The following is a 26,066-nucleotide window of genomic DNA, read 5'->3' on the forward strand; positions in this document are numbered from 1 at the left end:
CCATGGCGATCGAACCGGCCGTGCTTTTGCTCGACGAGCCGTTCGGCGCGCTCGATGCGCAGGTGCGCCGCGAACTGCGCCGCTGGCTGCGCGACATCCACGACGCCACCGGCCACACCACGGTCTTCGTCACCCATGACCAGGAAGAGGCGCTGGAGCTTGCCGACCGCGTCGTGGTGATGAGCCAGGGCCGCATCGAGCAGGTCGGCACCGCCGACGAGATCTACGACACCCCGAACTCGCCGTTCGTTTATGGCTTTATCGGCGAATCGAGCTCGATCCCGGTCAAGGTCGAGGACGGCCAGGTCTGGATCGCCGACCGGCCGATCGGGCTTTCCGCGCCGCACGCACCGCAAGGCGAAGCGACGCTGTTCTTTCGCCCGCACGACGTCGATCTGGTGGAAGAATGCAACGGCTGCATCGCCGGCACGGTCGCCGCCAGCCGCCGCGTCGCCGGCACCAGGCGGGTCGAGCTCGAAATCGGCGGCGAACGCCAGCGGGTCGAGATCGAATTGCCCATCGACCATCCGGCGGCGCAGAAAAGTCGAGTGGCTTTTCGGCCGCGGCGCTGGAAGCTTTTTCCGGCCGCTTGATCCTCTATCAGGCGCTACACCAGCCAGTTCTCGACCTTCAGGCCTTTGATCCGGTTGAACTCCCCGGTGTTGGCGGTCACCAGGGTAGTTCCAAGCGCACGGGCGTGGGCAGCAATAAAAAGGTCATTTTGGCCGATGGTCTGGCCCCTGCCTTCCAGTTCTGCGCGAATCGCGCCGTACTCGGCATCCATCGGCACATCGAGCGGCAAGACGGGAATCTCAGCCAGCAATTCCTCGACCTTCTTGTGCAACTTGGCTGATCTTTTCTTGACGCAGCCATATCGCAGTTCCGACGCGACCACGATGCTGGTACACACGGCGGCGTCTCCCACGCGCAGGACAGCGCTTGCGGCTTTCCCGGCCGGATTTCGGATCATGTCGCTGACAATGTTCGTGTCCAGCATGAACCGCATCAAAAAAATTCCTCGGATTTGACAGGCATATCCTCGACTTCGGGAAAGTCTTCCTCGGCATCGGGCGGCGGCTCTTTCGCCCATTGCGCGAGCAGTGCGGTGAGGCCAGGTTTGCGGACCGGCTCGATGATCAGGCGGTCGCCTTCACGGCTGATCAAGACCTTTTCGCCGGGAAGTTCGAACTCGACAGGAATGCGCACCGCCTGGCTGCGATTGTTACGAAACAGCTTCGCCTCCTTCGGCGGGGTTGTTGAATGGCGGTGTTGAGACATGACAACAGCTCCTTGTATATACTATTTGTATATGCCAGACAGGGCGGCGATGCAATCGCCTTGCACCGCGTTGGCCGGCCGGGAACCATCGTGCACGCCGACGGCATCGGCGCCGCTGCCAAGCTGTCCTGAGACTCTGCTTGAAAGAAAAGACTAGAAATCGCCCACAGCGGGAATATTTCTTCTATCGACAACGTGGAGCGGCCGCTCTGCGTGCCTCGTCGCGCACGATGCCTTGCCGCTATGGTCCGGCATTAAGCTCATGGCATTGGAGCCTGTTTTGATGAAGCGATTTTTGCTTGGCGTCGCCACGTTGGCCGGCTTGTTCCTCGCATCCTCCCAAGCCTGGTCGGCCGACAGATTGCTCAATGCTTCCTATGATGTCGGCCGCGAACTGTTTGCGCAGGTCAACAAGGCGTTCGTCGCCGGCCACCCCGGCGTCACCATCGATCAGTCGCATGCCGGAACCTCGGCACAAGCACGCGCCATCGCCGAAGGCCTCGGCGCCGACGTGGTCACGTTCAACCAGGTCATCGACATCGACTTCCTGGTCAAAAAGGGCCTCATCTCCGCCGACTGGCAGAAGGACTTTCCGGACAACGCCTCGCCTTTCTATTCGCTGCCGTCCTTCCTGGTGCGCGCCGGCAATCCGAAGCACATCAAGGATTGGAGCGATCTCGTGCGCGACGACGTGCAGGTGATCTTCCCCAATCCGAAAACCTCGGGCAATGCGCGCTACACCTATCTTGCGGCCACCGCCTACGCCAAGGAAGCCTTCAAGGACGACGACGCCAAGGTGAAGGAGTTCGTCACCAAGCTGTTCAACAACGTGCCGGTGTTCGACAGCGGCGGGCGCGCCGCGACCACCACTTTCGTGCAGCGCGAAATCGGCGACGTACTCATCACCTTCGAGTCGGAAACGCGCGGCGTCCGCAAGGAGTATGGCGAGGACAAGTTCGAGCAGGTAACGCCTTCGGTCAGCCTGTTGGCGGAATTTCCGGTGGCGATCGTCGACACCGTTGCAGACGAGCATGGCACGCGCGATCTCGCCAAGACCTATCTCGACTTCCTCTATACGCCGGAGGGCCAGGACATCGCCGCCCGCAACGGCCTGCGGGCCCGGGACGCGGCGGTCGCCGCCAAATATAAGGCTGAGTTTCCCGATGTCCGCCTGCTGACGGTGGAGGACGTCTTCGGCGGCTGGGCCAAGGTCCAGGCCGAGCACTTTGCAGCGGGCGGTCTGCTCGACCAGACTTATGGTAGCCGCTGAGGCGATCTTCCAACTTTGACAGAAGCCGGCTTTGCCGGCTTCTTTGCTTTCGCGCCGCGAAAGGTGATTTCTGGCACTTTCCGGGCGCATTCCGTCCAAAACGTTACAAAGAATCAACGCGTTTGTGCCTACCGTGAGAACGGACGGCTTGTTTTCGCGAACGGCTTCGCGTGATCAAACCGTTATGATTTGCACACAAACAGCCGCCAGACGCGGGTGGTTGGGGCTTCATGGGTTGACTCGGGGCATGCTTACCAAAAAAGGCAAATACGGCCTCAAGGCCCTCGTGCATCTGTCGGGCCTGCCGGTCGGCCAGCTCGCATTCGTCAACGACATTGCGGTCGCCAATAACATCCCCAAGAAATTCCTGGATGCCATCCTGGGCGAGTTGCGTAACGCCGGCTTCGTCCAGAGCCGCAAGGGCAAGGAAGGCGGTTACCGCCTTGCCCGGCCGGCTTCCGAGATCAAGATCGGCCATGTCGTGCGTGTCCTCGACGGGCCGCTGGCGCCGATCCCCTGCGCCAGCCGCACGCAATACCAGCGCTGCGAGGATTGCGACGAGGCGACCTGCCAGGTTCGGCACATGATGCTGGAGGTCCGGCAGGCGATCGCCGAGGTGCTGGACAACCGCAGCCTCGCGGCCATGCGCGACGCCGACAATGACGATTTCCCAGTCGAACTGACGTCGCAAATCTAGCGCGCGAGCAGGCTCAAGGCAGTCGCAACGGTGTCGGCGACCGGACGCGTGCCATCCAAGGTTATCGCCGCCTCGTCCGCCGCTGGCGCCTCGAGCGTGGCGAACTGGCTGTCGACCAGGCTTGCCGGCATGAAATGACCCTTGCGATTGCCGACGCGCTGTTTTGCTGTTGCCGGGTCGATCTCCAGGTAAACGAAAACGATATCCGGGCAAAAGCCGCGCAGGCGATCGCGGTAGCTGCGCTTCAGCGCCGAGCAGGCGGCGACCACACCTTGCCCGCTTGCGACCGACGCGGCCATCCGCTGGCCGATCGCGTCGAGCCAGCCCTCGCGCAGCGCGTCGGTAAGCGGCTGCCCGCTCGCCATGCGCGCGACGTTTTCGGGCGGATGCAGCCTGTCGCCTTCGATAAAGACGGCGCCCAATGCCGCTGCAAGCGCTTCGCCGACGACCGACTTGCCGCAGCCGGCGACGCCCATCACCACGATGGCGGGTGTCGTTCGAACAGTGCTCGCCGGCTTATATGCCACGTCTTTACCGGTCATGCAGGTCAGCGGCTTGCCGGCGCGCGGCCATAGAGCAGCAGCATGGCTACGATGACGACGCCGTAGATGATCTGCCGTCCCGCCTCCGGCATCTGCATGACAGAGAGAATGGACTGCAAGAGGGTGATCAGGATTACCCCGGCGACGGTGCCGAGATAGGAGCCGCGCCCGCCGAGGATCGAGGTGCCGCCGAGCACCACCGCGGCGATCGACGGCAGCAGATAGGCATCGCCCATCGACTGCGCCGCCTTGGAGGCATAGCCGGCCAAAAGCACGCCACCGAAGGCCGAGAGCCCGCCCGAAACCGCAAAGGCGATCATCACCACGCGCCTTGTATCGATGCCGGAAAGATAGGCGGCACGCTCGCGATTGCCGATGCCGTAGACGGTGCGGCCGAAGCCGGTGCGGGTCAGCACGAACACCATTGCGGCGCCGATCAGCGCCCAGATGAGGACGGCGTTGGGCACGGCAGGAACGGCAAAGCCGGTCGCCAGATAGCGCATCGCACCGGTCGCCGAATCCTGCGGCGAGAAACCGCCCGTGTAGACCACCATCAGCCCCTGCGCGACGGCGTTGGTGGCAAGCGTGATGATCATCGAGGGAATGCGCAGATAGGCGACGCCGATGCCGTTGACGATGCCGATCAGAACACCGCAGAAGATGCCGAACGGAATGGCAAGCGCCACGCCGACGGTACCGTATGCGGCCGCGGCGCAGGCCATCATGGCGCCGGCCGCCACCGACCAGGGCACCGACAGGTCGATCTGGCCGAGCAGGATGACCAGCATCATGCCGGTCGCGATGACGCCGAGAAACGACGCCACCTTGAGCTGCTGCAAAAGGTATTCAGGCGACAGGAAGCTGCGCGAATAGAGGCTGCCGAGGAACAGCAGCAGCACGATGCAGGCGAACGCCGTCAGCACCGCCGGGTCGGCGCGGCGGAGGAATTTCGGCATGCGGCCGGCGAGACCACTCACAGTCGTTTCGCTCACAGGAACCACTCCAGCCGGTTGCGGACCCGAAACAGGGCGAACGCGCCGAGGCTGACCGCGATCAGCAGAATGACGCCCTGGAACAGGGGCTGCCAGAGCGGATCGAAATCGAAGACGAACAGCAGGTCGCCGATGGTGCGGAAGGCAAGCGCGCCGAAGATCGCGCCGATGGCGCTGCCCTTGCCGCCGAACAGCGACACGCCGCCAAGCACGACCGCGGCGATCGAAAACAGCGTATAGGCGTTGCCGCTGGCATAGGCCGCATCACCGGTATAGGTGAAGAACGTCAGGAACAGCCCGCCGATCGCGGCAAGCAGACCGGCAAGCGCATAGGCGGCGAACTTTCCACGCCGGATCGGCACGCCGGACATGTAGGCCGCCATCTCCGAGGAGCCGGCTGCATAAGCGGCGCGGCCTAGCACCGACCGGCTGAACGGCACCCAGACCACGAGCACGACCGCCAGCAGCGTCACCAGACTCGCCGGCACAAAACCAAACAGGCGTCCGGTCAGCGCATCGGCGAGCCCTTCATTGACCGAGCCGCCCGGAAACGGCCGAAGCAGCAGCGCGATGCCGAAATAGACCGCGCCGGTGGCAATGGTGGCGACGATCGGCTGCAGGCGTCCATAGATGACGATGGCGCCGTTGATTGCCCCGCACAGCAGCCCGGTGCCGAGCACGGCGATGACGCCGAAGGCGGTCTCGATGCCGGTGCCGACGACCAGCCACGACGCCAGGCAGTTGGTCAGCGTGAAGATCATGCCGACCGAGAGATCGATGCCGGCGGTGATCACCACCAGCGTCTGCGCCATGGCGACGAAGGCGAGCAGCACACCCTTGTTCGAGGCCGTCTGTACGACATTGGCGGTGAAGCCCGCCGGATGGTTCGAGGTGTAGATGACGAACATGACGACGAAGATGCCGAACGCCAGCAGCGTTCCGCGCTGTTCGGCAAGCCAGTAGCGCCAATCCTTCACGCGTCCGCTCCTTGCCTTGGCATCTCTTCGTGAATGTTGAGCGCGCTGGCGATCAGCGCCCGCTCGGTGATTTCGGCGCCGACCAGTTCGCGCTTGACGGCGCCGTCATAGAGCACCAGCACGCGGTCGCAGCAGCCGATCAGCTCGTCATAGTCGGTCGAATAGAAGAGGATCGCCGCACCCTGGTCGGCAAGCTTGCGCATCAACTGGTAAAGCTCCTGCTTGGTGCCGACGTCGATGCCGCGCGTCGGGTCGTTAAGCAGGATGATGCGCGGCTGCCGCATCAGCCATTTGGCGATGACGACCTTCTGCTGGTTGCCACCGGATAGCGCGCCGACCGGAATGTCGAGGCCGGCGGTCTTGATCGCCAGGAGACCGACCATGTCGTCGATCAGCCGCTGCTCGGCGGCGCGATCGATGATGCCGGCCCTGGACAGCCGGTCAAGGGCAGCGAATGAGAGGTTTTCACGCACCGTCATCGGCAGCATCAGCCCTTCGGTCTTGCGGTCCTCCGGGATCAGCGCCATGCCGATCCGGTCATCGCGCGCGGCGGCCGGGCTGGCGATCGCAACTGGCTTGCCGTCGATCAGTATCTGGCCTGACAGGCCGCGCAGCACACCGAAGAAGGCGAGCAGCAATTCGCGCTGGCCCTGGCCGTCGAGGCCGCCAAGCCCGACCACCTCGCCCGCCCCGACCGACAGCGAGACATCGTGCAGCCGATCCGTCCATGACAGGCTGCGTGCCTCCAGAACCGGCGTGGCCGCAGCAGCCGCCCGCGCGGGCTTGGGCGGAAAGATGTGGCTGTATTCGCGCCCGATCATCAGTTCGACGACTTCATTGTCGCTCTTGGTGCCGGCCGCGTAGCTGGCGACATTGCGGCCATTGCGGAACACCGTGCACTGGTCGGCCAGCTCGGCGATCTCGTTCATGCGGTGCGATATATAGAGCAGCGCCAGCCCTTCCGAACGCAGCCGCTTCAACACGGCGAAAACTCTGGCGACGTCAGCCGCAGTCAGCGCCGAGGTCGCCTCGTCGAGGATCAGGATGCGTGGCTTGCGCGCCAGTGCCTTGGCGATCTCGACCATCTGCCTTCTTGAAAGGGGAAGATCCTTGACCAGCGCCAGCGGATGGATATCGGAAGCGCCGGCGCGAGCAAGGGCTTCTTCGGCGATGCGGCGCTGCGCCTTGCGGTCGATCATGCCGAAACGCTTCGGCGGATCGGAAATGACGATGTTGTCGGCAACGCTGAGTTCGGGGACGAGCGACAGTTCCTGGAAGATGCAGACGATGCCGGCCTGATTGGCAGCGGCCGGCGAAGCGAAGGTAACTTCGCTTCCGTCCAGCATCATGCGGCCCTCGTCGGGCGCAACGACCCCCGCCATAACCTTGATCAGCGTCGATTTGCCGGCGCCGTTCTCGCCGAGAATGGCGTGGATGCTGCCTGGAGTGACCGACAGTTCGGCCTTCTCCAGCGCCCGCACGCCGCCATAGCGCTTGGATATGCCTTCCATGCGGAAGAGCGGAACCGCACCGTCCATCGGCCCTCCCCAGGCGCTTGGCAATCAGGATGTCGAGCGCCGACGCCGCGGGATTCCCGCGGCGTCGGGCTGTCGGAGTTTACTGGTTTTCCTTGCTCTGGCCCATGATTTCCTGCGCCGTGAAATTGATGCCGCAGGTCGGGAAGGAATTGCCGACGAAGAAATTGTCGGACTGATCGGGGAAGAAATCCTGGCCTGCCTTGAAGTTCGGATCCTCGACGATCGCCAGCGGCAGCTTGACCGCTTGCGGCACGACCTGGCCTTCAAGTGCTGCAATCGCCGTCTTGATGGCAACCGCGACCTGAGCCGGGCCGGTGCCGGCCGACGAGCATTTCAGGCCGTCAGCGGCGAACTTGGCGCAGAATTTGCGGAAGCCGTTCTCCGTCTCGCCGCCGAACGGCACGAACGGATGCTTGGCATCGATCATCGCCTGCACGATGCCGGTATCGCCGCCCTGTCCGGTAATGCCGTCGAAGGGGCCGTTGGTGGCAATGGCATCGGCCGTAGCCTTTTGCGCAACGCCGTCATCCCACTTGCCGACGACCTCGGTGACATCCCATTTCTTGCCGGAAGCGTCGAGAACCTCGTGGATGCCGTTATGGCGATCGGTGTCGACGGACGTGCCGGCGACGCCGCGCACTTCCAGCACCTTGCCGCCGTTCGGCACGTGCTTGACCAGCCAGTTGGCCCACAATTCGCCAAGGCCTTTCTGGTCGACATTGACGTTGATGGCATCCTTGGTGTCGAGGATGTTGTCGAAGGCGACCAGCACCACGCCGGCTTCCTTGGCCCGCTTGATGACAGGACCGAATGCGGTCGGGTTCTGGGCGTTGACGACAATCGCGTCATAGCCGGAATCGATGAAATTGTTGATCGCCGAAATCTGGGCCGGCACGTCTTCGCCGGTCGAGACCACCTTGAATTCCTTGAGCTTGGCCGCGACGTCCGGCTGCGCTGCATAGGCCTTTGCCGTCTGCACCATCTGGATGCGCCAAGTGTTGGCGATATAGCCGTTGGCCAGAGCGATGCGGTACGGGCCGTCTTTCTTGGGGAACTTGAAGAACTGCGTATCGGCCGACCAGGGCGCGAAGCAGTCAGGCTCGGCCGATGGCCCCTTGACGATTTCAGGATCGGCGATCGCCGACGAGCTCAGCATGACGAAAGCAGTGGCGGCAACGATACCGCCAACGAGTGACTTGATCATCGATATTCCTCCCAGTTGCAGTTTTGTTTGTTGTTACGCCGATGAATTTGCGCGTTTCCGGCCCGGCACCTCCCGCCGTACCCGTCGCGCGTTCAGGTGGCCGAATGCCGACCCGATCCCCTCCTTTGCTGCCCGGCTAGTCCCACAAAAACTATCATATTATACATAATAAACAAGCATGAGCTGTCGCTTATGTATAATAAACAGCCTCCCATCGTCGGGGCGAAGTATCGCCCGGCGATAACTGGTAGCGCTACCATGACGTAGTGTAAAGCGCCATTGCGTCGAAGCTCGCTTCAGCGCGCCGTGCTCTCACGTCGCTTGAGTTCGAAGCCAAGGTCGACGACCCGCTGCTCTGGCCTGTTGCCTTCGATCGCCGCAAGCGCCATGGCGACCGCCCGCCGGCCGATCTCGTAGCGGTAGGTCCGAACGCTGGTGACCGACGGAAAGGCCACCTCCATCATGTCGAGATCGTTGAAGCCAACGATACCGATCGTCTTCGGCACGGCGATCGAAGCGCGGTGGCATTCGAACAGCACGCCAAGGGCGATATCGTCATTGTTACAGAACACCCCATCGAGGCTCGGCACCTTGGCCAGCGCGTCGCGGAACAATTCGCGGCCGAGGGTGACGCTGGAGGGCACCGGCGTCGTGGTGGTGAGCCTCGGATCGAACAGGCCGGCCGCCTCCATCGCCGCGCGATAGCCGGCAAGCCGCCGCTGCGAACGCGGATCCATGCGCGCACCGATGAAGCCGATCCGGCGATAGCCTGCCTCGATCAGATGTTCCGCAGCCGCCTTGCCGCCCTCGAAATGCGAGAAGCCGACCATCATGTCGACCGGATCGGGCCCGGTCTCCATCACCTGCACCACCGGACAGCCTGCCGTTTCCAGCAGTTTTCGCGACGCCGGCGTCTGGTCGATGCCGGCCACGATCAGCGCCGCTGGGCGTTGCGGGCCAAACACCTGCAGCAGCCGCTCTTCCTCGAGGCCGGAATAGTGGGTGTTGCCGAGCTGAATCCGGAAAGGGCCGTCCGACAGGCTGTCGTAGATGCCGCGCACCACTTCGGCAAAGACGTTGTTGGTAAGCGACGGCACCAGAACGCCAAAGACCTCGGCGCGCGCCGAAGCCAGCGCCCGCGCATTCGGGTCGGGCACATAGCCGAGCTCGTTCACGGCCGACTCGATCTGGCGGCGCAGATCTTCCGAGACACGCCCCGGCTCACGCAGGGCGCGCGATACGGTAATGGCGCCGACGCCGGCCTTGCGGGCGACATCGGCGATGGTCGGGCGGCCGCCGCCGCGGCGCGAGCGCGGCTTGATCACCGTACTCGTCCGGACGCCGGGCAACCGCCCACACGCGACCGTGAAACGATGTTCAGCGTTTTTGAAACTGCTGCCATGCCAAACTGGCCCGTTGCCACACCTTGTCTGGCGTCGCGCAGCCTTCGGCTGTTGTCAAGCGACGGCCGGAGAGACTGTATCCGTACCGCTGTGCTTCAGGCCGCCACAGCAGCGCTGCGCCGGGCCTTCCACAGCAGCAGCAGCATGGCCAAAATATTCAGCAGGTTCCAGGCAATGCCGTTGAGGAACGCGGCGGCATAAGAACCGGTCAGATCGTAGATCCAGCCCGACATCCAGCCGCCGATCGCCATGCCGAAAATGGTCGCCATCATGACGATGCCGACGCGCTGGCCAGCCTCCTTGGCTGGCATATATTCGCGCACGATGATCGCATAACAGGGCACGATGCCGCCTTGCGACAGGCCGAAGACCAGCGAGACGACATAAAGCGAGGCAAGCCCGTCGAACGGGATATAGAACAACAGCGACAGGCATTGCAGCACCGAGCCGATCAGCAGGGTTTTCACGCCGCCGATGCGATCGGCAAGGAAACCCGAGCCAAGCCGGCTGACGACGCCCGCCGCCAGCATGATCGACAGCATATCGGCGCCATGCGCCACGCCGTAGCCGAGATCCATGCAATAGGCGACGATATGGACTTGCGGCATCGACATCGCCACGCAGCAGCCGAGCCCGGCCACGATGAGCAGCGCCTGCAAGGCCGCCGGCGACAGGGAGATCGGCTGGACCACGCGGCTGCCCGGCGATCCCGGAGCCGCCTGGGGCGGTGCGCCGCGCCGGAGCAGCAGGATCAAGGGCACCATGGTGACCAGGCAGACGACGCCGATCGCGGCATAGGTGAAGCGCCAGCCTTCGGTCTGCATGACATAGGGCATCGCCGTCGGCCAGATCGCTCCGGCGAGATAGTTGCCGGACGCGGCAGCCGTCACCGCGACGCCGCGGCGACGGTTAAACCAATGCGAGATATCGGCGATCAAAGGGCCGAAGATCGCCGACGAGCCGACGCCGATCAACAGGCCCTGGACGAGGGTGAACTGCAGGATCGAACTGGTCAACGACGCCAGCAGGAAGCCGGCGCCAAGTGTAATCGCGGCAATCAGCGCCGGGATCCAATACCCCATGCGGTCGATGGCGCGGCCGAACAGCACATTGCCGGCGGCAAAGCCGACCATGGTCGCGGTGTAGGGCATCGAGGCAGCGGCGCGATCGACGCCGAATTCTGCCTGCACGGCAGGCAGCACCACCACCACCGCCCACATGCCGACCCCGCCGATCGTTGCCAGCAGCATCGAGATGCCCAGCCGTATCCAGGCATAGGCACTGTCGATGCCGGAACTTTCTGCCTGGCTTGAGACGATTGGGGTCAAGAGCTTTTCCTGTCCGCAGTTCTTGAATCGGCGGTTCTGACCACTATCGGCGCATTCGCATCGCCGAGCAGCGCCACGACAGGCAAATCCGTGGCTCCAGGGATTCGGGCCGAAGTGGAACAGGGGTGCGCCATAAGGCGTTTTCCGGCAACGACCTAGTGGAAGGAGTTTGCCATGACCGCGCAACGGAAATGGTCCGCCGACGTCACCGAGCACAGTGACGCGCTGGACCTCGAGGAACATATCTTCGAATCCCACGATCCAAGGAAAATCGCCGCCTCGTTGAAGCGATCGGCCGAGCACAGCGACCGACGCAAGGCAGGGCCGTTTCAATCCGCCATGTCGATGCTGAATTTCTACATCAACCGCGCCGGCAAGAACCTGCCGGCGGCGCAGAAGGAAGTGCTGGAGGACGCAAAGGATGAACTGCGCGTCCTTTTTGGCCGCCCAAAGGAAGACTAGAATCGGTCACCATTAATTGGTTCTGCCAAATTCGGCTGAACTGGACCTAGTGACAGGGCCTCTTTGTCGCCAGTCTGCAGGCTCGGCTTGTCTTCCCAAGCCCGCAAAAGCCTGGCGTCATGACGGTCAAGATCGGCATCAATCCCATCACCTGGAGCAATGACGACGTTCCGGCGCTTGGCGGGGATACGTCCTTGGAGACTTGCCTGTCGGAAACGGCGCTGGCCGGCTACCGCGGCACCGAACTCGGCGGCAAATTTCCGCGCCAGGCTGAAGTGCTTGGGCCGCTCCTGTCTTCCTATGGCCTGGAACTCGTTTCCGGCTGGTATGATGGCCGCATTCTCGACCGCACGGTCGACGAGGAATTCGCGGCGATCACCCCACATCTTCAGCTGTTGCGCGACCTTGGCGCCAGGATCGTCGTCTACGCCGACACCTCGCGCGGTCGCCATGACGGCATTTTCGCACCGATCTCCGAGCGTCCGCGCCTCGCCGACAGGGACTGGCCGTCCTATGGCAAGAAACTGACCGCCCTCGCCGACCGCATGGCTGCATTCGGGGTCGGCATGGCCTTCCACCACCACATGGGCACCATCGTCGAGACGGACGATGAAGTCGACAGGCTGATGGCGGCGACGGGCCGAAGCGTCGGCCTTTTGTTCGATACCGGCCACTGCCTGTTTTCGGGCGGCGACCCGCAATCGCTGCTGCAACGGCATCTCGACCGTATCGTGCATTTCCATTGCAAGGACGTTCGCAGGGCGGTGCTGGAACGGGCACGCCGCGAGGACATGAGCTTCATGGCGGCGGTAATGGACGGCATTTTTACCGTGCCCGGCGACGGCTCGGTCGATTTCCTGTCATTGCTGAAACCCCTCGCTGCGCGCGGCTATGAAGGCTGGCTCGTTGTCGAAGCCGAGCAGGATCCGGCCAAGGCGCATCCGCTGACCTATGCCAGCAAAGGCTATTTCTCGCTGCTCGCCACCGCCCGCGAGGCCGGCTTCGAAGTGGCGACTCGGAAGGCAGGCTGACCGGCCCGCATTGCGAGCCGGAGGAACATAATGGGCGCGCGCCTCGATGGGGTTAGCGACGCGAAAGCGCCCGGCGATCCGCGCCGCCTTGCTCCCTGCGCGGCGCGGATCGCAGAATCCCGGCTCTGGATTAAAACCCCGACTTTCAAGCTTGAGGCCGGCCGGAAGCCGTGCCTTGATGCAACCGAGGAGGAGCGACATGGCTTTCGAAGCTGCGCTTGGCATGGAACGGCTTTGCACCATCCGGGAGATTGCCGAGAAGGCGGAACTTGGCGCCGCCACCGTGCATCGCGCGCTGAAGAACAGCCGCGAGATCCGCCCCGAAACCAGGCGACTGGTGCTCGACACTGTCTGCCGGCTCAACGAGGAAAAGATCGCCCGCGCCGCCCGGTCCGTCGGGGGATAGTGCCGTGGCCGACCACATGCGCCTTTCCCTCGACATCATGTCGGTCGACCGTGCTTCGGAAGAACCGATGCATCGTCAGATCTACGGCGCCTTGCGACGCTTCATCCTTGACGGCCAGATCCCGCAGAACACGCTGCTGCCGTCGACGCGCTCGCTGGCCGAAGATCTGAAGGTCGGGCGCAACACGGTCATCGCCGCCTATGACCAGCTCCTTGCCGAAGGTTTTATCGAGGCGCGTGCCGGATCGGGCACCTGGGTGGCGCCGATCCAGCAGAACCGCCCCTTGGCATCCCTGCGCGCCGGACTGGCAGCGCCGCAAAAGCTGTCGCGGCGCGGTCAGACCATCGTCAACGGCCCGCAACCGCCGCGTAATGCCGGCGTCATCAATTTCCATCCGGGCGTGCCTGAAACGGCATCGTTTCCGTTCACCATCTGGTCAAGCCTTCTGGTGCGCAATGCACGCAGCCGCGACGAGAGCCTGCTTGGTTATCTCTCCTTTGCCGGCCATCCCGGCCTGCGTCAGGCCATTGCCTCGACCATCGGCCTGTCGCGCGGCATCAGCTGCACCGCCGACCAGGTGATCATCGTCACCGGTGCGCAGGCAGCGCTCGATCTGGTCTCGCGCGTGCTGATGGACGAAGGCGACCATGTCTGGATGGAGGAGCCCGGCTATCTCGGCGCCAAAAGCGCCTTTCTCGCCAGCGGCGCCAAGCTGGCACCGTTGAAGGTCGACCGGCGCGGCTGGCATCTTGCCGATCCGGAGCTGCCGCCGCCGCGGCTGATCTATGTGACGCCATCCTGCCAATGGCCGTTCGGCACCATCATGCGCATCGAGGAGCGGTTGCAGCTGCTCGACATCGCCGAACGCAACGGCGCCTGGATCGTCGAGGATGACTATGATGGCGAATACCGGTTCCGCGGCCGGCCGGTGCCGGCGCTGCGCGGGCTCGATCATGCCGACCGCGTCGTCTATATCGGCAGCTTCGGCAAGACGCTGATCCCGGCGCTGCGCATCGGTTATCTGATCGTGCCGCGCGAATTGTCGGTGCCCTTCGACCGGGCGGTGAGCATCACCGGTCAGTTCGCGCCGCTGATCCTGCAGGCAACGGTCAACGACTTCATCACCCAGGGCTATTTTGCCACACACCTCAAACGCATGCGCCGGCTCTACGCGCGCCGGCAGGCGAACTTCGTCAAGCTGTGCCAGGAGCATCTGGCCGAATGGCTGACGGTCACGGAAAACGATTCCGGCATGCAGCTGCTGGCGAGCTTCGTCAGGCCCTATAAGGACAGCGACGTGGTCGCCGCAGCCGTCAAGGAGGGGCTCGACGTCCAGGGCATCTCGATCAACTATCATTCCACTGAACCCGAGCACGGGCTGCTGCTCGGCTATGCGGCGATGGACGAACGCCAGATCTTGCGCGCCGTTCTGGCGTTGCGCGCCGCGTTCCTAAGATTGGATAGAAGCTAGAGCCGGCTGTCCATCTCGTTCACCGCGGGGTTGAATCGGTCGTCCGCAGTGATTAGGAATATGGGACGTCGGTCCTTGTTTTTCGGCGTTCGCGCAAAGCGCGCTTCCCAAGGCCGAACCTCCCCGAAAAACCAGAAGCATGCCCACCGCCGGTATTGGCGGGCAACGCATTGATCTGAACCATGAGGATTGCCATGAGAACCGCATCCTGTGCCTGTGGGCAACTGAGTATCTCCTGTAACGGAGAGCCGCAACTGGTCGCACAGTGCCACTGCCTCGACTGCCAGAAACGGACCGGCAGTACATACGGCGTCGCCGCCTTCTTTGCGCGCGACAAGGTAGAAGCCGAAGGCGACGCCAGAACGTACCGGCGGTCAGCTCGGAGCGGCCACCACGTCACTTTCCATTTCTGCCCGGGCTGCGGCTCAAGCGTCTTCTGGGAGCCCGAGCGAAAGCCTGAATGGATCGCCGTCGCCGTTGGCTGCTTCGCCGATCCCGCCTTTCCGGCCCCGGCGCATGTTGGGTGGGAAGAACGGCGTCATCCCTGGGTTTCCGGTTAGCGACGCCAACCCGCCAGGGCAGCGCTTTATCTTACTGGTTGATCTCGGGTTCAACGAGCTTCGCCAGATTTCGCAGCGACTCCTGCCAGCCGAGATAGCAGGCCTCAACCGGGATGGCGTCTGGAATACCTGCCTGCGTGATATTCACTTCGGTGCCGACCGACACTTTCTTCAATGTCACGGTCACCTCGATCTCGCCGGCCAGGTTGGGGTCGTCGAACCGGTCGGTGTAACGCAGTTGCTCATTGGGCACGAGCTCGACATATTCGCCGCCGAACGAGTGGCTGTCGCCGGTGGTGAAGTTGCGGAAGGACATTTTGAACGTACCGCCGACTTTCGCCTCGAAGTGATGAACCGTGCAGGTGAAGCCGTTTGGCGGAAGCCATTTCGCAAGTGCATCCGCTTCGAGGAATGCGGTAGACTTTCTCCGGGCTGGTTGTCAGAACGCGGTGCAGCCGTACGGTGCCGGGCATATCGTTAATCCTCCCTGTTGGTGATCGATGCCCCTAGGACGAGCGGAGCCCGGCCTATCCGACACGGGCCTGCGGATTTTTGACGACCGGTAATGCCGGCCGGAATCCTCGCCCGGCCGCCGGACAAGGAACTCGGCCGCAGGGTAGCAAACCGCGCCGGATCTGGTCTAGTTCACACTGTCGAACTTCTGCAGATCAACCGGTGCCGCCTTGCGCAATTCGATATCATCGAGCGAAGCATTCTCCAGCGCCACCCGCGCCGCCGCGTCGATGTTGTGGATCATGTCCTGAATGTCGGTATCGCTGTGCGCCGGGTTCATGGCGACCATCACGGTGCGGTTGAGGATGTCGAGAGAGCGCTTGCCGAGGTCGTCGGAATAATCCAGCCGCAGGCCCTGGTTCTCGGGCAGTGCGTAAGGATTGAGCGCCGGATGATGCGCGCCTTCATGCATCAGCACCTGGTCCCACTGGGTGAAATTGTGACGGCCGGTCTTGCCGGCAACGACGCTCGGAATGGTCTTCGAAAAAGTCTGCGCCGCCTGCTCGCTCGGCAGCAGGTACATCACCTGTGCGGCGCAATCGTCGTCCGCGCTGTTCATCGGCGACGGCGTCAGCCCAAGATTTCCGAGATGGCGGGTACCGGCCAGCACCGTCTTCTTCTCGGCCCGCATCGCCTCGATGATGCCGTCCAGCCGGTCGAGTTGGACGTTGAGCATCGCCCCCATCAGTTCGGAAGCACGCGCGCCGATGCCGGCGAAGGGTTTGATGCTGTCGCTTCTGCCCTGCCAGTAGAAATGGCAAGGGTCGATGGCGCAGCGCGCCCGCTCCGCCACTTTCGGATCGCTGGTGGCGATGCCGCCGCCCTCGCCCGAGGTCATGTTCTTGAAGTAGTTGAAGGAATAAGCGCCGGCATGGCCGATCGAGCCGAGCTTGCGGCCCTCATAGCCGCCGCCGATGCCTTGGCAGACATCCTCCAGCACCAGCAAGCCGCGCTTGGCAGCAATGTCCATGATCGCATTCATGTTGCAGGCCGCGCCCCACATATGCACCGGGATGACCGCCCTGGTGCGCGGCCCGATGGCATCGCGCAGGGCGATGGGATCGATGGTCAGGCTCTCGTCGATGTCGACGATGACTGGAATGGCCCCGACCGAAAGCACCGCGGTCGCGGTCGCCATATAGGTGTGCGCCGGCACCAGCACTTCGTCCCCCGGGCCGATGCCGAGGCCGATCAGGCCGGCGGCGAGCCCATAGGTGCCGCTGGCGGCCAGCGCGAAATGCCCGACGCCAAGATGCTGCGCATAGCGGGCCTCGAAGCGGTCGCATTCGCCGTCCTTGCCGTAACGAAACAGCGCGCCCGAGCGGATCACCCTGGCAATGGCTTCGATTTCCTCTTCGCCGGCGGTGTACATGACAGGCCTCCAAGTCACTTGATAATGTGGTCGCTTGATGGTGTGGACAGCTGTAGGCTTGTCGGCACAGTTTGAAAGAACCACTCCGCCGCTATTCGACCAAGCCATCTGCGCCCGGAAGACGGTTCCTATGACTGGTTTTGAACCGTGATTGGGGAAATCGGCAGCTAAGTGTCTCAGCCGGCAGGCAAATCGTACCCATCCGAATTCGCCAAAGTGGCCCTGTCGGAAAGGCAGGTTTCGGCGTTCCATTCCGGCCAGTTGGGCAAACGGTTGGTTCCATGAAATACGGGACACACTTTGGAAGACCCTCGAAACCGGCGTGCCGGCGGAAAGGCGGCCGTTCGTGAACGCCGCCGGCTCCAGCAAACGGATCGTACTCCACGAGGACGATGTCGGCATGTGCCACGGCGCCAACAGTGCCTTCCTCGAATTGAGCGGGCTGGGTGTCTGCAGTTCCGGCGCGGTGATGGTGCCGTGCCCGTGGTTCCTCGAAATGGCCGAAAGCGCCGCCGCCAACCCTGCCCTCGACCTTGGCGTCCACCTGACGCTGAACAGCGAGAAGCAGCACTACAAATGGCGGCCCTTGACCGCACCGTCGCGGGCGGCCGGCCTGACCGACGAGTTCGGCTTCTTCTGGCCCGATGTGGCGACCACGCGCCGCAAGGCGGTGCCGCAGGCGGTCGAGGCCGAGCTTCGCGCCCAGATCGACACCGCCTATCGCGCCGGCATCGACGTCACCCATCTCGACGCGCATATGGGCGCGGCATTGTCGCCGGAATTTTGCGACATCTACATCAAGCTCGGGCTCGAATATCAGCTGCCCGTGCTGCTGACCAAGACGCTGTCCGCCTATTCCCCCAACGACAATCTGGTCGGCGTCACCGAGGAGGCGTTCCAGCGCGGCGTGGCGCTGGCCCGTGCCGGCGGCTTTGCCATTTTCGACGCCGCCATCCAGACGACCTGGGGCCGGCCGCGTTCCAGGCCGATCGAGCCGGCTTACAAAGCGCTCATCGAGGGTGTGCGCGAGGGCCTGACCTTCTTTTGCCTGCATTGCAACGCGCCCGGTGAACTTGAGCTGATCGAGCCGCGCTCCGCCTATATTCGCACCGAAGAGTACGAGCTGTTCCGAGACCAGGGCTTTCGCGACTGGCTCGCCGCACAGCCGATCGACGTCATCGGCATGAAGCCGTTGCGCGAGGAGCTTCGCGCCACGCTCTCGGCCGGGCGATCATCAACCCGCGGCAACAACGCGGGCGAACAGCGATTGGCGTCGGCAAAGGCCCGCAAAGCGGCCACCCGATCCGCGACGTGAGCCGATCGTCGCGGCCGGAAAACGGCGCCAGAGGGATTGGAACTGCAACGACAAATGGGAGAATAAGATGAAAACTCTTCTGAAAGTGGCATTGGGCGCCTTCGTTTCGGCGGGCCTGATGACAGGCATTGCGCATGCCGCGGGGCTCAAGGATCCGAAGGACGTCCGCATCACCTTCGTGGTGCATGGGTCGGCGTCCGATCCCTATTGGTCGGTGGTCAAGCGCGGCGTCGATGACGCGGCCGCCCTTACCGGCGCCAAGGTCGAATATTACGCGCCGCAGGTCTTCGACGTGGTCGAGCAGGCCCGGCTTCTCGACGCCGCCATCGCCACCAAGCCGGACGGTATCGCCGTCTCCATCGCCGACGCCAATGCGCTCGGCAAATCGGTCAAATCCGGGCTTGCCGCCAATATTCCCATGGTGGTTCTGGATTCCGGCGAAAAGGAAGGCGCCGAGCTCGGCACGACGCTCTATGTCGGCACCGTTTCCGAATATGATTCCGGCAAGAAGGCCGGCGAGCGGCTGGCCAAGGAAGGCACGCTCAAGGTCGTCTGCATCAACCACGAGGTCGGCAATGTCAGCCTCGACCAGCGCTGCCAGGGCCTCAATGACGGGCTGAAGCCCTCCGGCGGCGGCACCGAGGTTCTGGCCGTGGCGCCGGATCCGGCCGACATCCAGCGCCGCACCGAGGCCTATCTGTCGGCGCATCCGGACACACAGGCGGTCTTTGCGCTTGGCGCCACCGCCGCCAATCCGCTGATCCCGATGTTCCGCGACAAGGAACTGTTCGGCAAGCTCAAGCTCTACACATTCGACATCAGCCCGGAGGTCCTCGACTCGGTCGTGGCCGGCGAAATGGGCTTCGGCATGGACGCCCAGCAATATCTGATGGGCTATCTGCCGGTGATCTATCTGGTCGAGCAGGCGACGCACGGCTTCTGGCCGCAGAACAACGCCTATACCGGACCGCTGTTCATAGACTCGCCGGAAAAAGCCAAGGCGATCCTGGCGCTCGCCAAAGAGGGCATCCGCTAAGCCAGCACTCCGACGGAACGGGAGAATGCGCCAAGCGCTCTCCCGATCCGTTCGAAGATTGCGAATTGAGCGATTGGAGAGCCTAATGGCGGTCGTGGAAGACAAGGCGATACCTCCGGGCGAACTGAAGGCGACCGACCGCTTCGGCATGACGTCGAAGCGGGCCGCCGGCGCCGACGAGCGGCTGGCCAGCACCGGCAAGCTGACCCAGTGGCTGCGCCGGCCGGAAGCCGGTGCCGCCGGTGGGCTGCTTGCGACGATCATCATCTTTGCGCTGCTGCCGGGCGCGGCAAACCTCTATTCGCTGCAGGGATCGATGACATTCCTGACGCTGTCGGCGGAGCTCGGCATCGTCGCCACCGCGGCAGCACTCCTCATCATCGCCGGCGAGTTCGACCTTTCGGTCGGCTCCATGGTCGGCTTTGCCGGTGTCGTCATCGGGCTGACGGTGAAGTACTGGGGCCTGCCGCTATGGGGTGGCATCGCCTGTGCCTTCGCCGTTGCCATCCTCACCGGCTATCTCAACGGCCTGATCGTGGTGAAGACGCGCCTGCCCTCCTTCATCGTCACGCTCGCCACGCTCTATATCCTGCGCGGACTGTCGATCGGCATCACCCGCGCCGTCACCGGCCGCACCCAGATCCCCTACATACTCGAAGGCGCACCGGATCCGGCGACGGCCGGCATTTTCAACGGCCATCTGCTCACCGGCCTGTTCCACTGGATGGGCGCGCAAGGCTGGATCGCCACCCGCAGCGACGGCATTCCGTTCGTCGCCGGCATTCCGATGTCGATCGTCTGGTGGCTCGGCCTGACGGCGCTGGCCGGCTACGTGCTTACCCAGACGAAATACGGCAACTGGATCTTCGCCACCGGCGGCGACCTGATCGCAGCCCGCAACGTCGGCGTGCCGGTCGATCGCGTCAAGATCAGCCTGTTCGTCTACACCGCCTGCGCGGCGACGCTGCTTGCCACCATCCAGGTGATGGAGGCGGGCTCCGCCGACACCACGCGCGGCCTGCTCAAGGAATTCGAGGCGATCATCGCCGCCGTCATCGGCGGCGTGCTGCTCACCGGCGGCTACGGCACTGTCTATGGCGTGCTGTTCGGCGCGCTGATCTTCGGGCTGGTGCAGATGGGCATCTTCTACACCGGCATCGACACCGACTGGTTCAAGGTCTTCCTCGGCATCGTCATCCTGATGGCCGTGCTGGTCAACAACTACATCAGGCTGAAGGCGCTCGGCCGCGGAGGTGGCAAATGACCGAACCGGCCCAAATGACCGAACCGGCCCAAATGACCGAACCGGCAATGGAACTGCGCGGCGTCAGCGTCAATTTCGGCTCGGTGCGTGCGCTCCAGGACATCGACATCAAGGTCTATCCGGGCGAGGTCCACTGCCTGCTCGGCGATAACGGCGCCGGCAAGTCGACGCTGATCAAGGTTTTGTCCGGCGTCTATCGGCCGAGCAAGGGCGAAATCCTGGTCGACGGCAAGCCGGTCACCTTCCGCAGCCCGCGCGACGCGCAGGAGCTCGGCGTGGCAACGGTGTTCCAGGACCTCGGCATGATCTCGCTGATGTCGATCACCCGCAACTTCTTCCTCGGCCGCGAGCCGACCAAAAGCAGCCTGCCCTTCTCGCGCATCGACAAAGAGCGCGCCAACACCATCGCCAGGCAGGCGATGGCCGATATCGGCATCGACGTGCGCGATCCGACGCAGGCCGTCGGCACGCTGTCGGGCGGCGAGCGCCAGTCGGTGGCGATCGCCCGCGCCGTGCATTTTGGCGCGCGCGTGCTGATCCTCGACGAGCCGACTTCCGCACTCGGCGTCCACCAGGCGGCGATGGTGCTGAAGTTCATCATCGAAGCACGCATGCGGGGTTTGGCCGTGATCTTCATCAGCCACAACATCCACCATGCCTATCCGGTCGGCGACACCTTCACGCTGCTCAACCGCGGCCGCAATCGCGGCACCTACGCCAAGTCCGAGATTTCGCGCGACGAGGTCATCTCGATCATGTCGGGCGGCGAGGATTTGAGAGCGGTCGAGGCCGAGATTGCCGGCCTGCTCGCCCAGATCGGCAACCGGCCGCCTGCGGCGCCTTGAGCTGACAAACGACATCGCGGGGAATGATGGCATGAGCAGGTTACGCGTCGGGGTCGTCGGCGCCGGCATGATCTCGCAGGTCGAGCATATCCCTAATCTGCTGCGCCTCGGCGAATTGTTCGAGCTGGTCGGGGTCGCCGATCCCTCCAGGATTTCGCGGCAGTTCGTCACCGACACCCATGGCATTGCCAATTTCGAAACGATCGACCAGCTCTTCGACCAACGCCTCGACGCGGTGGTGATCGGCTCGCCGGACCCGCTACATCACGAACAGGTGCTGGCGGCGCTGGCGGTTGGCCTGCATGTCTTTTGCGAAAAGCCGCTCTGCTATTCCCTTGCGGAAATCGCCAAGATTGTCGCCGCGCGCGATGCCGCCAGGAAAATCATGCAAGTCGGCTATATGAAGCGCTTCGATCCGAGCTATCGGCTGGCGCTCGCTTCGCTGCCTGGAACATCGAGCACGCTGCGTTCGGTCTCGGTGGAAGTGAACGATCCCGACGCCTGGCCGTTCATCGCCCACCAGCCCTACAGGCGCGGCACCGACATCCCGAAGGACATGATCGCCGCTGTCGCCGCCGAGCAGAAGCGCCAGGTCGAACACGCCATTGGCGTGCCTTTCACCGATCTCGCTTTCCGTGGATTTACCGGCGCTTACAGCTCGGCCTTGATTCACGATGTCAATGCCGTCCATGGCCTGCTCGATGCGCTCGGCGTGCCGGACGGCCAGGTCGTCGGCGCGCAGATCTTTGCCAATGGCGACGGCGGCCACGGCGCCGTCAGGCTGCTGGACGGGCAGGCACTGTGGACCATGACGCATCTCACCGTGCCCAAGCTCGCCGACTACAAGGAGCGGATCACGCTGTTCTTCGACGATGCCAGCCTCGAGCTCGAATTCCCCTCGCCCTGGCTCAACCATCATCCGACCCGGCTGACGGTGACGACCTCGGACGGTCACACGCTGTCGAAGAAAGATTTGCGTGCCGGTTACGCCGAAGCCTTCGTCGAAGAGATGCGTGGCTTCTGGGCGGCGATCGTCAATGGCGATGCGGTCGTCAACCCACCCGAACACGCCGCCCGCGACCAGGCGCTGCTGATCGGGCTGACCCGGCGGCATCTCGCGACCGCACCCTTCGACTGAGCACTCCACCTGTAGCCGAACGGCGCTATCTGGACTTGATGACGCTGTCGGTATTGGCCAGCAGCTTGCGCACCGCATTGCGCGCCGCATCCGGCCGCTGCAGGCGGATGCTCTTCTCGATTGCCTCATGCAGCCTCTGCGCATGCTGCAAATCGTCGAGTTCCCGCGTGGTATAAGCAAACAGATGATCGAATGCCGATTCGATCAGCACGCCGAGCGGCACCAGCAGATCGTTGCCCGAGGCGCGCAGGATGGCGAGATGAAAACGCGTGTCGGCGCGCGTCCGCTCCTGCAGGTTGGTCGCCTCGCCCATCTCGCGGCAGGCCTGGCTGATCTCGGCCATCTGCTCGTCGGTGCGTCGCATGGCGGCAAAAGCGCTGGCCTCCGGCTCGATGATGTGGCGGAACTCCTGCACCGTCCGGAGGAACACCTCGCGGTCCGGCGAGGTCGCATACCAGGCCAGCACGTCGCGATCGAGCAGGTTCCAGCGTTCCTTCGGCTCGACCCAGCTGCCGATTTTGGGACGTGACGACAGCAAGCTCTTCGCCATCAGCATTTTTATGGCTTCGCGCACCGCCGAGCGGCTGACGTCGAAGGTCTCGGACCATTTGGCTTCGTTGGGCAGGATGGTTCCCGGCGGATAATCGCCGCGCACGATCCTCAGCCCGATTTCGTTGGCGAGCGACGCATGCACGCTCGAGCCCGGCATGCGCGCCGCATCGGCCCGGCGGATACCGCTCGTGCGTTCGGCGAACGCCTCGGCCGCTGTCTTTCCCTTATTCGGCTTCGCGTCCTGCATGGCTCCACAAAGTCCGGATTTGGAGGCGTGTCAAGGAGATGAAATCGCCGGCAATATCTCAGCTTGATTTTCCGCATCCGTCGCCTCGCCGACACCGCGCTTTGCCGAGCCTTCACGCCGGGGAGGCACGAACGGCTTCTCCTTGTCCCGACTGAATTCCTCGATCAGGAAATCAAGGAAGACGCGGATTTTCGGGGCGAGATGCTGGCGTGCCGGATAGACCGCGTAGAGCGTGGTTTCGACCTTGTCCCAGTCATCCAGAGCCGATTGCAGCCGGCCTGCTTTCAGGTCGCTTTCGACATAGAGATAAGGGATCAGGCTGACGCCGAAGCCGGCGCGCAGCGCATCGCGCACGGCAAGGCTTGACGAGACCGAATATCGTCCGTCGATGGCGATCCGCTCGGCTCGGCCGTCCTTGCGGAACTCCCATATGTCCGCATGCCCCGAGAGGCTGAACCGGATGCAATTGGCCGCCTTCAAATCGGCGGGCGTTTTGGGCCGGCCATGCTTCTCGAAATAGGACGGAGCTGCGCAAATCACATGCGGCATGATCGCAAGCTTTCGGGCGACCAGGCTGGAATCCTCGAGATTGTCGCTGCCGCGAATGGCAAGGTCAAATCCCTCCCGCACGATATCGACGCGCCTGTCGTCAAGGTGCAGATCGAGCTTCAAATCGGGATAGCGCGATAGAAACGCGGGCATGGCAGCCGAAAGCCGCGTCAACGTGACAGTCATCGGCGCGCTGACCCGCAACGTGCCGCTCGGCGCCGTCTTGATCGGGCCGAGCACCTGGTCGGCCCTGGCCAGCGCATCGAGCCCCTGCGTGACATGCTCCAGGTAGATCCTGCCCTCTTCAGTCAGCGCCATGCGCCGCGTTGTCCGGTTGATGAGCCGCACCCCCAGATCCGCCTCCAGCTCGGCGATATTCTTGCTGATCGCGGGAGGCGAGAGACCGAGCCGCCGTCCGGCTTCGGCAAAACTGTTCAGTTCCGCCACCTGGCGGAAAACCTGCAGCGCAGTCAGGCGATCCATCTCACCATTCTCTTCTAGTAAATAATGTCTTTCAATTATCGCATATTATCGCTCATTGGTAAATTCTCTATCTGCTATCCGAACGGCTTGCTCAATTTCGGAATGACATGATGACCAACCCCGCAATCTCCCTTATCGAGCGACGCATGTCGGCCAATCGGTTCGATGCCTCGCATGCATTGACGGATGCCGAGGTCGAGGAACTGGCACGCCTCGCAACGCGCGCGCCAAGCGCCTACAACCTTCAGAATTGGCGTTTCATCGCCGTGCGGACGCCGGAAGCAAAGGCGCGGTTGCGCAGCCTGGCCCACGGCCAGGTCAAGGTGCAGGAAGCAGCGGTCACCTTCATCATCTGCGGCGTACTCCCCGACCACGCTGCCCTCAATGCAAGGCTGCGTCCTTTCGTGGAAGCCGGCTTCATGCCGGTGGATATGGCTTCGGGCTGGCAGGAAGGCGCCCGCGCACAATATGCCGATCCTCTAGCGGCCCGCGACGAAGCGGTGCGCTCGGCAACGCTTGGCGCCGCAACGCTGATTTTCGCGGCCGAAGCGCTGGGCCTCGGCTCCGGTCCGATGGCCGGCTTCGACGCCGAAGGCGTGGCCCGCGAGTTTGGCCTTGGGCGCAATGAAGTGCCGGTGATGCTCATCGCGGTCGGCCGCGCCGCGCCCGGCAACTGGCCGCAAAAGCCGCGCCGCCCTCTTGCCGAAGTACTGGAAATCTTATGAAAACGCACCGTTCCGATCTGTTGCTTACGGCCATCGCACCGGCGATATGGGGCAGCACCTATATCGTCACCACGCAGTTCCTGCCGAACTTCTCGCCGATGACGGTAGCAATGCTGCGAGCCCTGCCCGCCGGATTGCTGCTGCTGGCGATCGTTCGGCAACTGCCAACGGGCATATGGTGGCTGCGCAGTTTCATCCTCGGAGCCCTCAACATCTCGATCTTCCTGAGCATGTTGTTTGTCGCCGCCTACCGGCTTCCGGGCGGGGTCGCGGCGACCGTGCTGTCGGTCCAGCCGTTGATTGTGATTTTCCTCGCCGCTGCCCTGCTTGCCAGCCCTGTCCGCCGGTTGGCGATTGTCGCCGCCCTTGTCGGGATAGCCGGTGTTGCATTGCTGGTGCTGACCCCGAACGCGACGCTCGATGCGGTCGGCGTTGCCGCCGGCCTCGCCGGGGCGGCCTCAATGGCCTTCGGCAGCGTGTTGAGCCGCAAGTGGCAGCCGCCAGCATCGCTGCTCGCCTTTACGGCATGGCAACTGACTGCCGGTGGTCTCCTTCTCGTTCCGGTGGTCCTGCTTTTCGAACCACCCATCCCGTTCCCGACCGCGGCCAACCTGCTTGGACTGGTGTGGCTCGGCCTGATCGGTGCGGCGCTGACTTATGTCCTCTGGTTCCGGGGCATTGCGCGACTCGAATCTTCGGTGGCGTCATCGCTGCTTTTCCTCAGCCCGGTGACCGCCGTGCTGCTCGGATGGGTAATCCTGGATCAGACACTGATCTTGCCTCAAATCGCCGGCGTCGTTTTCGTCATCGGCAGCATCTGGCTGGCTCAACGCCCTAGTCGGAACGAGGCTTGAGCCTAATGCATGTC

General features: G+C 63.5%; 27 protein-coding genes and 1 pseudogene. 15 read left to right on the top strand and 13 right to left on the bottom strand.

Going from position 1 to position 26,066, the window contains the following annotated elements; all coding sequences use genetic code 11:
- A partial coding sequence (locus NKI54_RS32255; RefSeq protein ID WP_352693690.1) for a sulfate/molybdate ABC transporter ATP-binding protein occupies positions 1-593 on the top strand: 593 nt, incomplete at its 5' end.
- 14 nt (positions 594-607) lie between these two features.
- Here NKI54_RS32255 and NKI54_RS32260 read toward each other — a convergent pair.
- Positions 608-1,006 (bottom strand): type II toxin-antitoxin system VapC family toxin, encoded by a 399-nt coding sequence (locus NKI54_RS32260; RefSeq protein WP_352637287.1) that lies wholly within the window; start codon positions 1,004-1,006, stop codon positions 608-610.
- Positions 1,006-1,278, bottom strand: coding sequence for an antitoxin (locus NKI54_RS32265; RefSeq protein ID WP_352595373.1), 273 nt, complete (start codon positions 1,276-1,278; stop codon positions 1,006-1,008). The genes NKI54_RS32260 and NKI54_RS32265 overlap by 1 nt, the downstream gene beginning before the upstream one ends.
- Before the next feature lie 283 nt (positions 1,279-1,561).
- Between NKI54_RS32265 and NKI54_RS32270 the strand changes: the two genes are divergently transcribed.
- Both NKI54_RS32270 and NKI54_RS32275 read left to right on the top strand, forming a co-directional pair.
- A complete protein-coding gene (locus NKI54_RS32270) occupies positions 1,562-2,548 on the top strand; it encodes a sulfate ABC transporter substrate-binding protein (RefSeq protein ID WP_352637288.1) in 987 nt (328 codons plus the stop codon).
- Between the two features lie 247 nt (positions 2,549-2,795).
- Positions 2,796-3,245, top strand: coding sequence for an RrF2 family transcriptional regulator (locus NKI54_RS32275; RefSeq protein WP_006202816.1), 450 nt, complete (start codon positions 2,796-2,798; stop codon positions 3,243-3,245).
- Here the strand turns inward: NKI54_RS32275 and NKI54_RS32280 are convergent.
- The 7 genes from NKI54_RS32280 to NKI54_RS32310 form a co-directional block, all read right to left on the bottom strand.
- Positions 3,242-3,787 carry a gluconokinase gene (locus NKI54_RS32280; protein WP_352637290.1) on the bottom strand — a complete coding sequence of 182 codons (546 nt, stop codon included), beginning with the start codon at positions 3,785-3,787 and terminating at the stop codon, positions 3,242-3,244. The genes NKI54_RS32275 and NKI54_RS32280 overlap by 4 nt on opposite strands.
- A gap of 5 nt (positions 3,788-3,792) precedes the next feature.
- Complete coding sequence (locus NKI54_RS32285; protein ID WP_352456242.1) at positions 3,793-4,779, bottom strand: ABC transporter permease; 987 nt, start codon at positions 4,777-4,779, stop codon at positions 3,793-3,795.
- Positions 4,776-5,756, bottom strand: a complete 981-nt coding sequence (locus NKI54_RS32290) for an ABC transporter permease (protein WP_352564358.1) — start codon at positions 5,754-5,756, stop codon at positions 4,776-4,778. Before NKI54_RS32290 ends, NKI54_RS32285 begins: the two co-directional genes overlap by 4 nt.
- Entirely contained in the window at positions 5,753-7,294 is a 1,542-nt protein-coding gene (locus NKI54_RS32295; protein ID WP_352637291.1) for a sugar ABC transporter ATP-binding protein, read from the bottom strand. Before NKI54_RS32295 ends, NKI54_RS32290 begins: the two co-directional genes overlap by 4 nt.
- Positions 7,295-7,373: 79 nt before the next feature.
- Complete coding sequence (locus NKI54_RS32300) at positions 7,374-8,498, bottom strand: sugar ABC transporter substrate-binding protein (protein ID WP_352571765.1); 1,125 nt, start codon at positions 8,496-8,498, stop codon at positions 7,374-7,376.
- A gap of 296 nt (positions 8,499-8,794) precedes the next feature.
- Positions 8,795-9,823, bottom strand: coding sequence for an HTH-type transcriptional regulator GntR (gene gntR / locus NKI54_RS32305; protein WP_352571764.1), 1,029 nt, complete (start codon positions 9,821-9,823; stop codon positions 8,795-8,797).
- 173 nt (positions 9,824-9,996) lie between these two features.
- Entirely contained in the window at positions 9,997-11,151 is a 1,155-nt protein-coding gene (locus tag NKI54_RS32310; protein ID WP_502896742.1) for an MFS transporter, read from the bottom strand.
- Positions 11,152-11,403: 252 nt separating this feature from the next.
- Here NKI54_RS32310 and NKI54_RS32315 point away from each other — a divergent pair, with 252 nt between their 5' ends.
- The 5 genes from NKI54_RS32315 (at position 11,404) to NKI54_RS32335 (ending at position 15,159) form a co-directional block, all read left to right on the top strand.
- Positions 11,404-11,691: a DUF3175 domain-containing protein gene (locus NKI54_RS32315; protein ID WP_352505533.1), complete on the top strand. Its 288-nt coding sequence runs from the start codon at positions 11,404-11,406 to the stop codon at positions 11,689-11,691.
- A gap of 119 nt (positions 11,692-11,810) precedes the next feature.
- Positions 11,811-12,722 carry a myo-inosose-2 dehydratase gene (iolE, locus tag NKI54_RS32320; RefSeq protein WP_352505532.1) on the top strand — a complete coding sequence of 304 codons (912 nt, stop codon included), beginning with the start codon at positions 11,811-11,813 and terminating at the stop codon, positions 12,720-12,722.
- A gap of 199 nt (positions 12,723-12,921) precedes the next feature.
- Complete coding sequence (locus NKI54_RS32325; protein ID WP_023675823.1) at positions 12,922-13,128, top strand: LacI family DNA-binding transcriptional regulator; 207 nt, start codon at positions 12,922-12,924, stop codon at positions 13,126-13,128.
- A 4-nt stretch (positions 13,129-13,132) separates the two neighbouring features.
- Positions 13,133-14,599, top strand: a complete 1,467-nt coding sequence (mocR, locus tag NKI54_RS32330) for a rhizopine catabolism transcriptional regulator MocR (protein WP_352693694.1) — start codon at positions 13,133-13,135, stop codon at positions 14,597-14,599.
- 194 nt (positions 14,600-14,793) lie between these two features.
- On the top strand, positions 14,794-15,159 hold the full coding sequence (locus NKI54_RS32335) for a GFA family protein (RefSeq protein WP_352623376.1): 366 nt from the start codon (positions 14,794-14,796) through the stop codon (positions 15,157-15,159).
- 31 nt (positions 15,160-15,190) lie between these two features.
- Here the strand turns inward: NKI54_RS32335 and NKI54_RS32340 are convergent.
- Both NKI54_RS32340 and NKI54_RS32345 read right to left on the bottom strand, forming a co-directional pair.
- Positions 15,191-15,632: pseudogene (locus NKI54_RS32340) on the bottom strand (SRPBCC family protein).
- A gap of 167 nt (positions 15,633-15,799) precedes the next feature.
- On the bottom strand, positions 15,800-17,044 hold the full coding sequence (locus tag NKI54_RS32345) for a DegT/DnrJ/EryC1/StrS family aminotransferase (protein WP_352693696.1): 1,245 nt from the start codon (positions 17,042-17,044) through the stop codon (positions 15,800-15,802).
- 346 nt (positions 17,045-17,390) lie between these two features.
- Between NKI54_RS32345 and NKI54_RS32350 the strand changes: the two genes are divergently transcribed.
- The 5 genes from NKI54_RS32350 to NKI54_RS32370 all read left to right on the top strand — a co-directional run bounded on the left by NKI54_RS32350 (position 17,391) and on the right by NKI54_RS32370 (position 22,642).
- Positions 17,391-18,359: a polysaccharide deacetylase family protein gene (locus tag NKI54_RS32350; protein WP_352693698.1), complete on the top strand. Its 969-nt coding sequence runs from the start codon at positions 17,391-17,393 to the stop codon at positions 18,357-18,359.
- A 67-nt stretch (positions 18,360-18,426) separates the two neighbouring features.
- The gene (locus NKI54_RS32355; RefSeq protein ID WP_023675817.1) at positions 18,427-19,395 is read left to right on the top strand and encodes a rhizopine catabolism ABC transporter substrate-binding protein; all 969 of its coding nucleotides are present in this window, start codon (positions 18,427-18,429) and stop codon (positions 19,393-19,395) included.
- Positions 19,396-19,543: 148 nt separating this feature from the next.
- Entirely contained in the window at positions 19,544-20,659 is a 1,116-nt protein-coding gene (locus NKI54_RS32360) for an ABC transporter permease (RefSeq protein ID WP_352456268.1), read from the top strand.
- Positions 20,660-20,691: 32 nt separating this feature from the next.
- Complete coding sequence (locus tag NKI54_RS32365) at positions 20,692-21,504, top strand: ATP-binding cassette domain-containing protein (RefSeq protein WP_352621440.1); 813 nt, start codon at positions 20,692-20,694, stop codon at positions 21,502-21,504.
- Between the two features lie 31 nt (positions 21,505-21,535).
- The gene (locus NKI54_RS32370; protein WP_352623379.1) at positions 21,536-22,642 is read left to right on the top strand and encodes a Gfo/Idh/MocA family protein; all 1,107 of its coding nucleotides are present in this window, start codon (positions 21,536-21,538) and stop codon (positions 22,640-22,642) included.
- Positions 22,643-22,667: 25 nt separating this feature from the next.
- On the opposite strand, the gene NKI54_RS32375 is transcribed toward NKI54_RS32370, so the two are convergent.
- Both NKI54_RS32375 and NKI54_RS32380 read right to left on the bottom strand, forming a co-directional pair.
- The gene (locus tag NKI54_RS32375) at positions 22,668-23,441 is read right to left on the bottom strand and encodes a FadR/GntR family transcriptional regulator (RefSeq protein WP_352453268.1); all 774 of its coding nucleotides are present in this window, start codon (positions 23,439-23,441) and stop codon (positions 22,668-22,670) included.
- A gap of 30 nt (positions 23,442-23,471) precedes the next feature.
- Positions 23,472-24,473: a LysR family transcriptional regulator gene (locus NKI54_RS32380; protein WP_023675813.1), complete on the bottom strand. Its 1,002-nt coding sequence runs from the start codon at positions 24,471-24,473 to the stop codon at positions 23,472-23,474.
- A 110-nt stretch (positions 24,474-24,583) separates the two neighbouring features.
- Here NKI54_RS32380 and NKI54_RS32385 point away from each other — a divergent pair, with 110 nt between their 5' ends.
- Both NKI54_RS32385 and NKI54_RS32390 read left to right on the top strand, forming a co-directional pair.
- Positions 24,584-25,198, top strand: coding sequence for a nitroreductase family protein (locus tag NKI54_RS32385; RefSeq protein ID WP_352595392.1), 615 nt, complete (start codon positions 24,584-24,586; stop codon positions 25,196-25,198).
- Complete coding sequence (locus NKI54_RS32390; protein ID WP_352637297.1) at positions 25,195-26,052, top strand: EamA family transporter; 858 nt, start codon at positions 25,195-25,197, stop codon at positions 26,050-26,052. Before NKI54_RS32385 ends, NKI54_RS32390 begins: the two co-directional genes overlap by 4 nt.
- Positions 26,053-26,066: the final 14 nt, after the last annotated feature.

Origin of the sequence: Mesorhizobium sp. M0663, from assembly GCF_040320585.1 — a bacterium.
Lineage (GTDB): Bacteria > Pseudomonadota > Alphaproteobacteria > Rhizobiales > Rhizobiaceae > Mesorhizobium.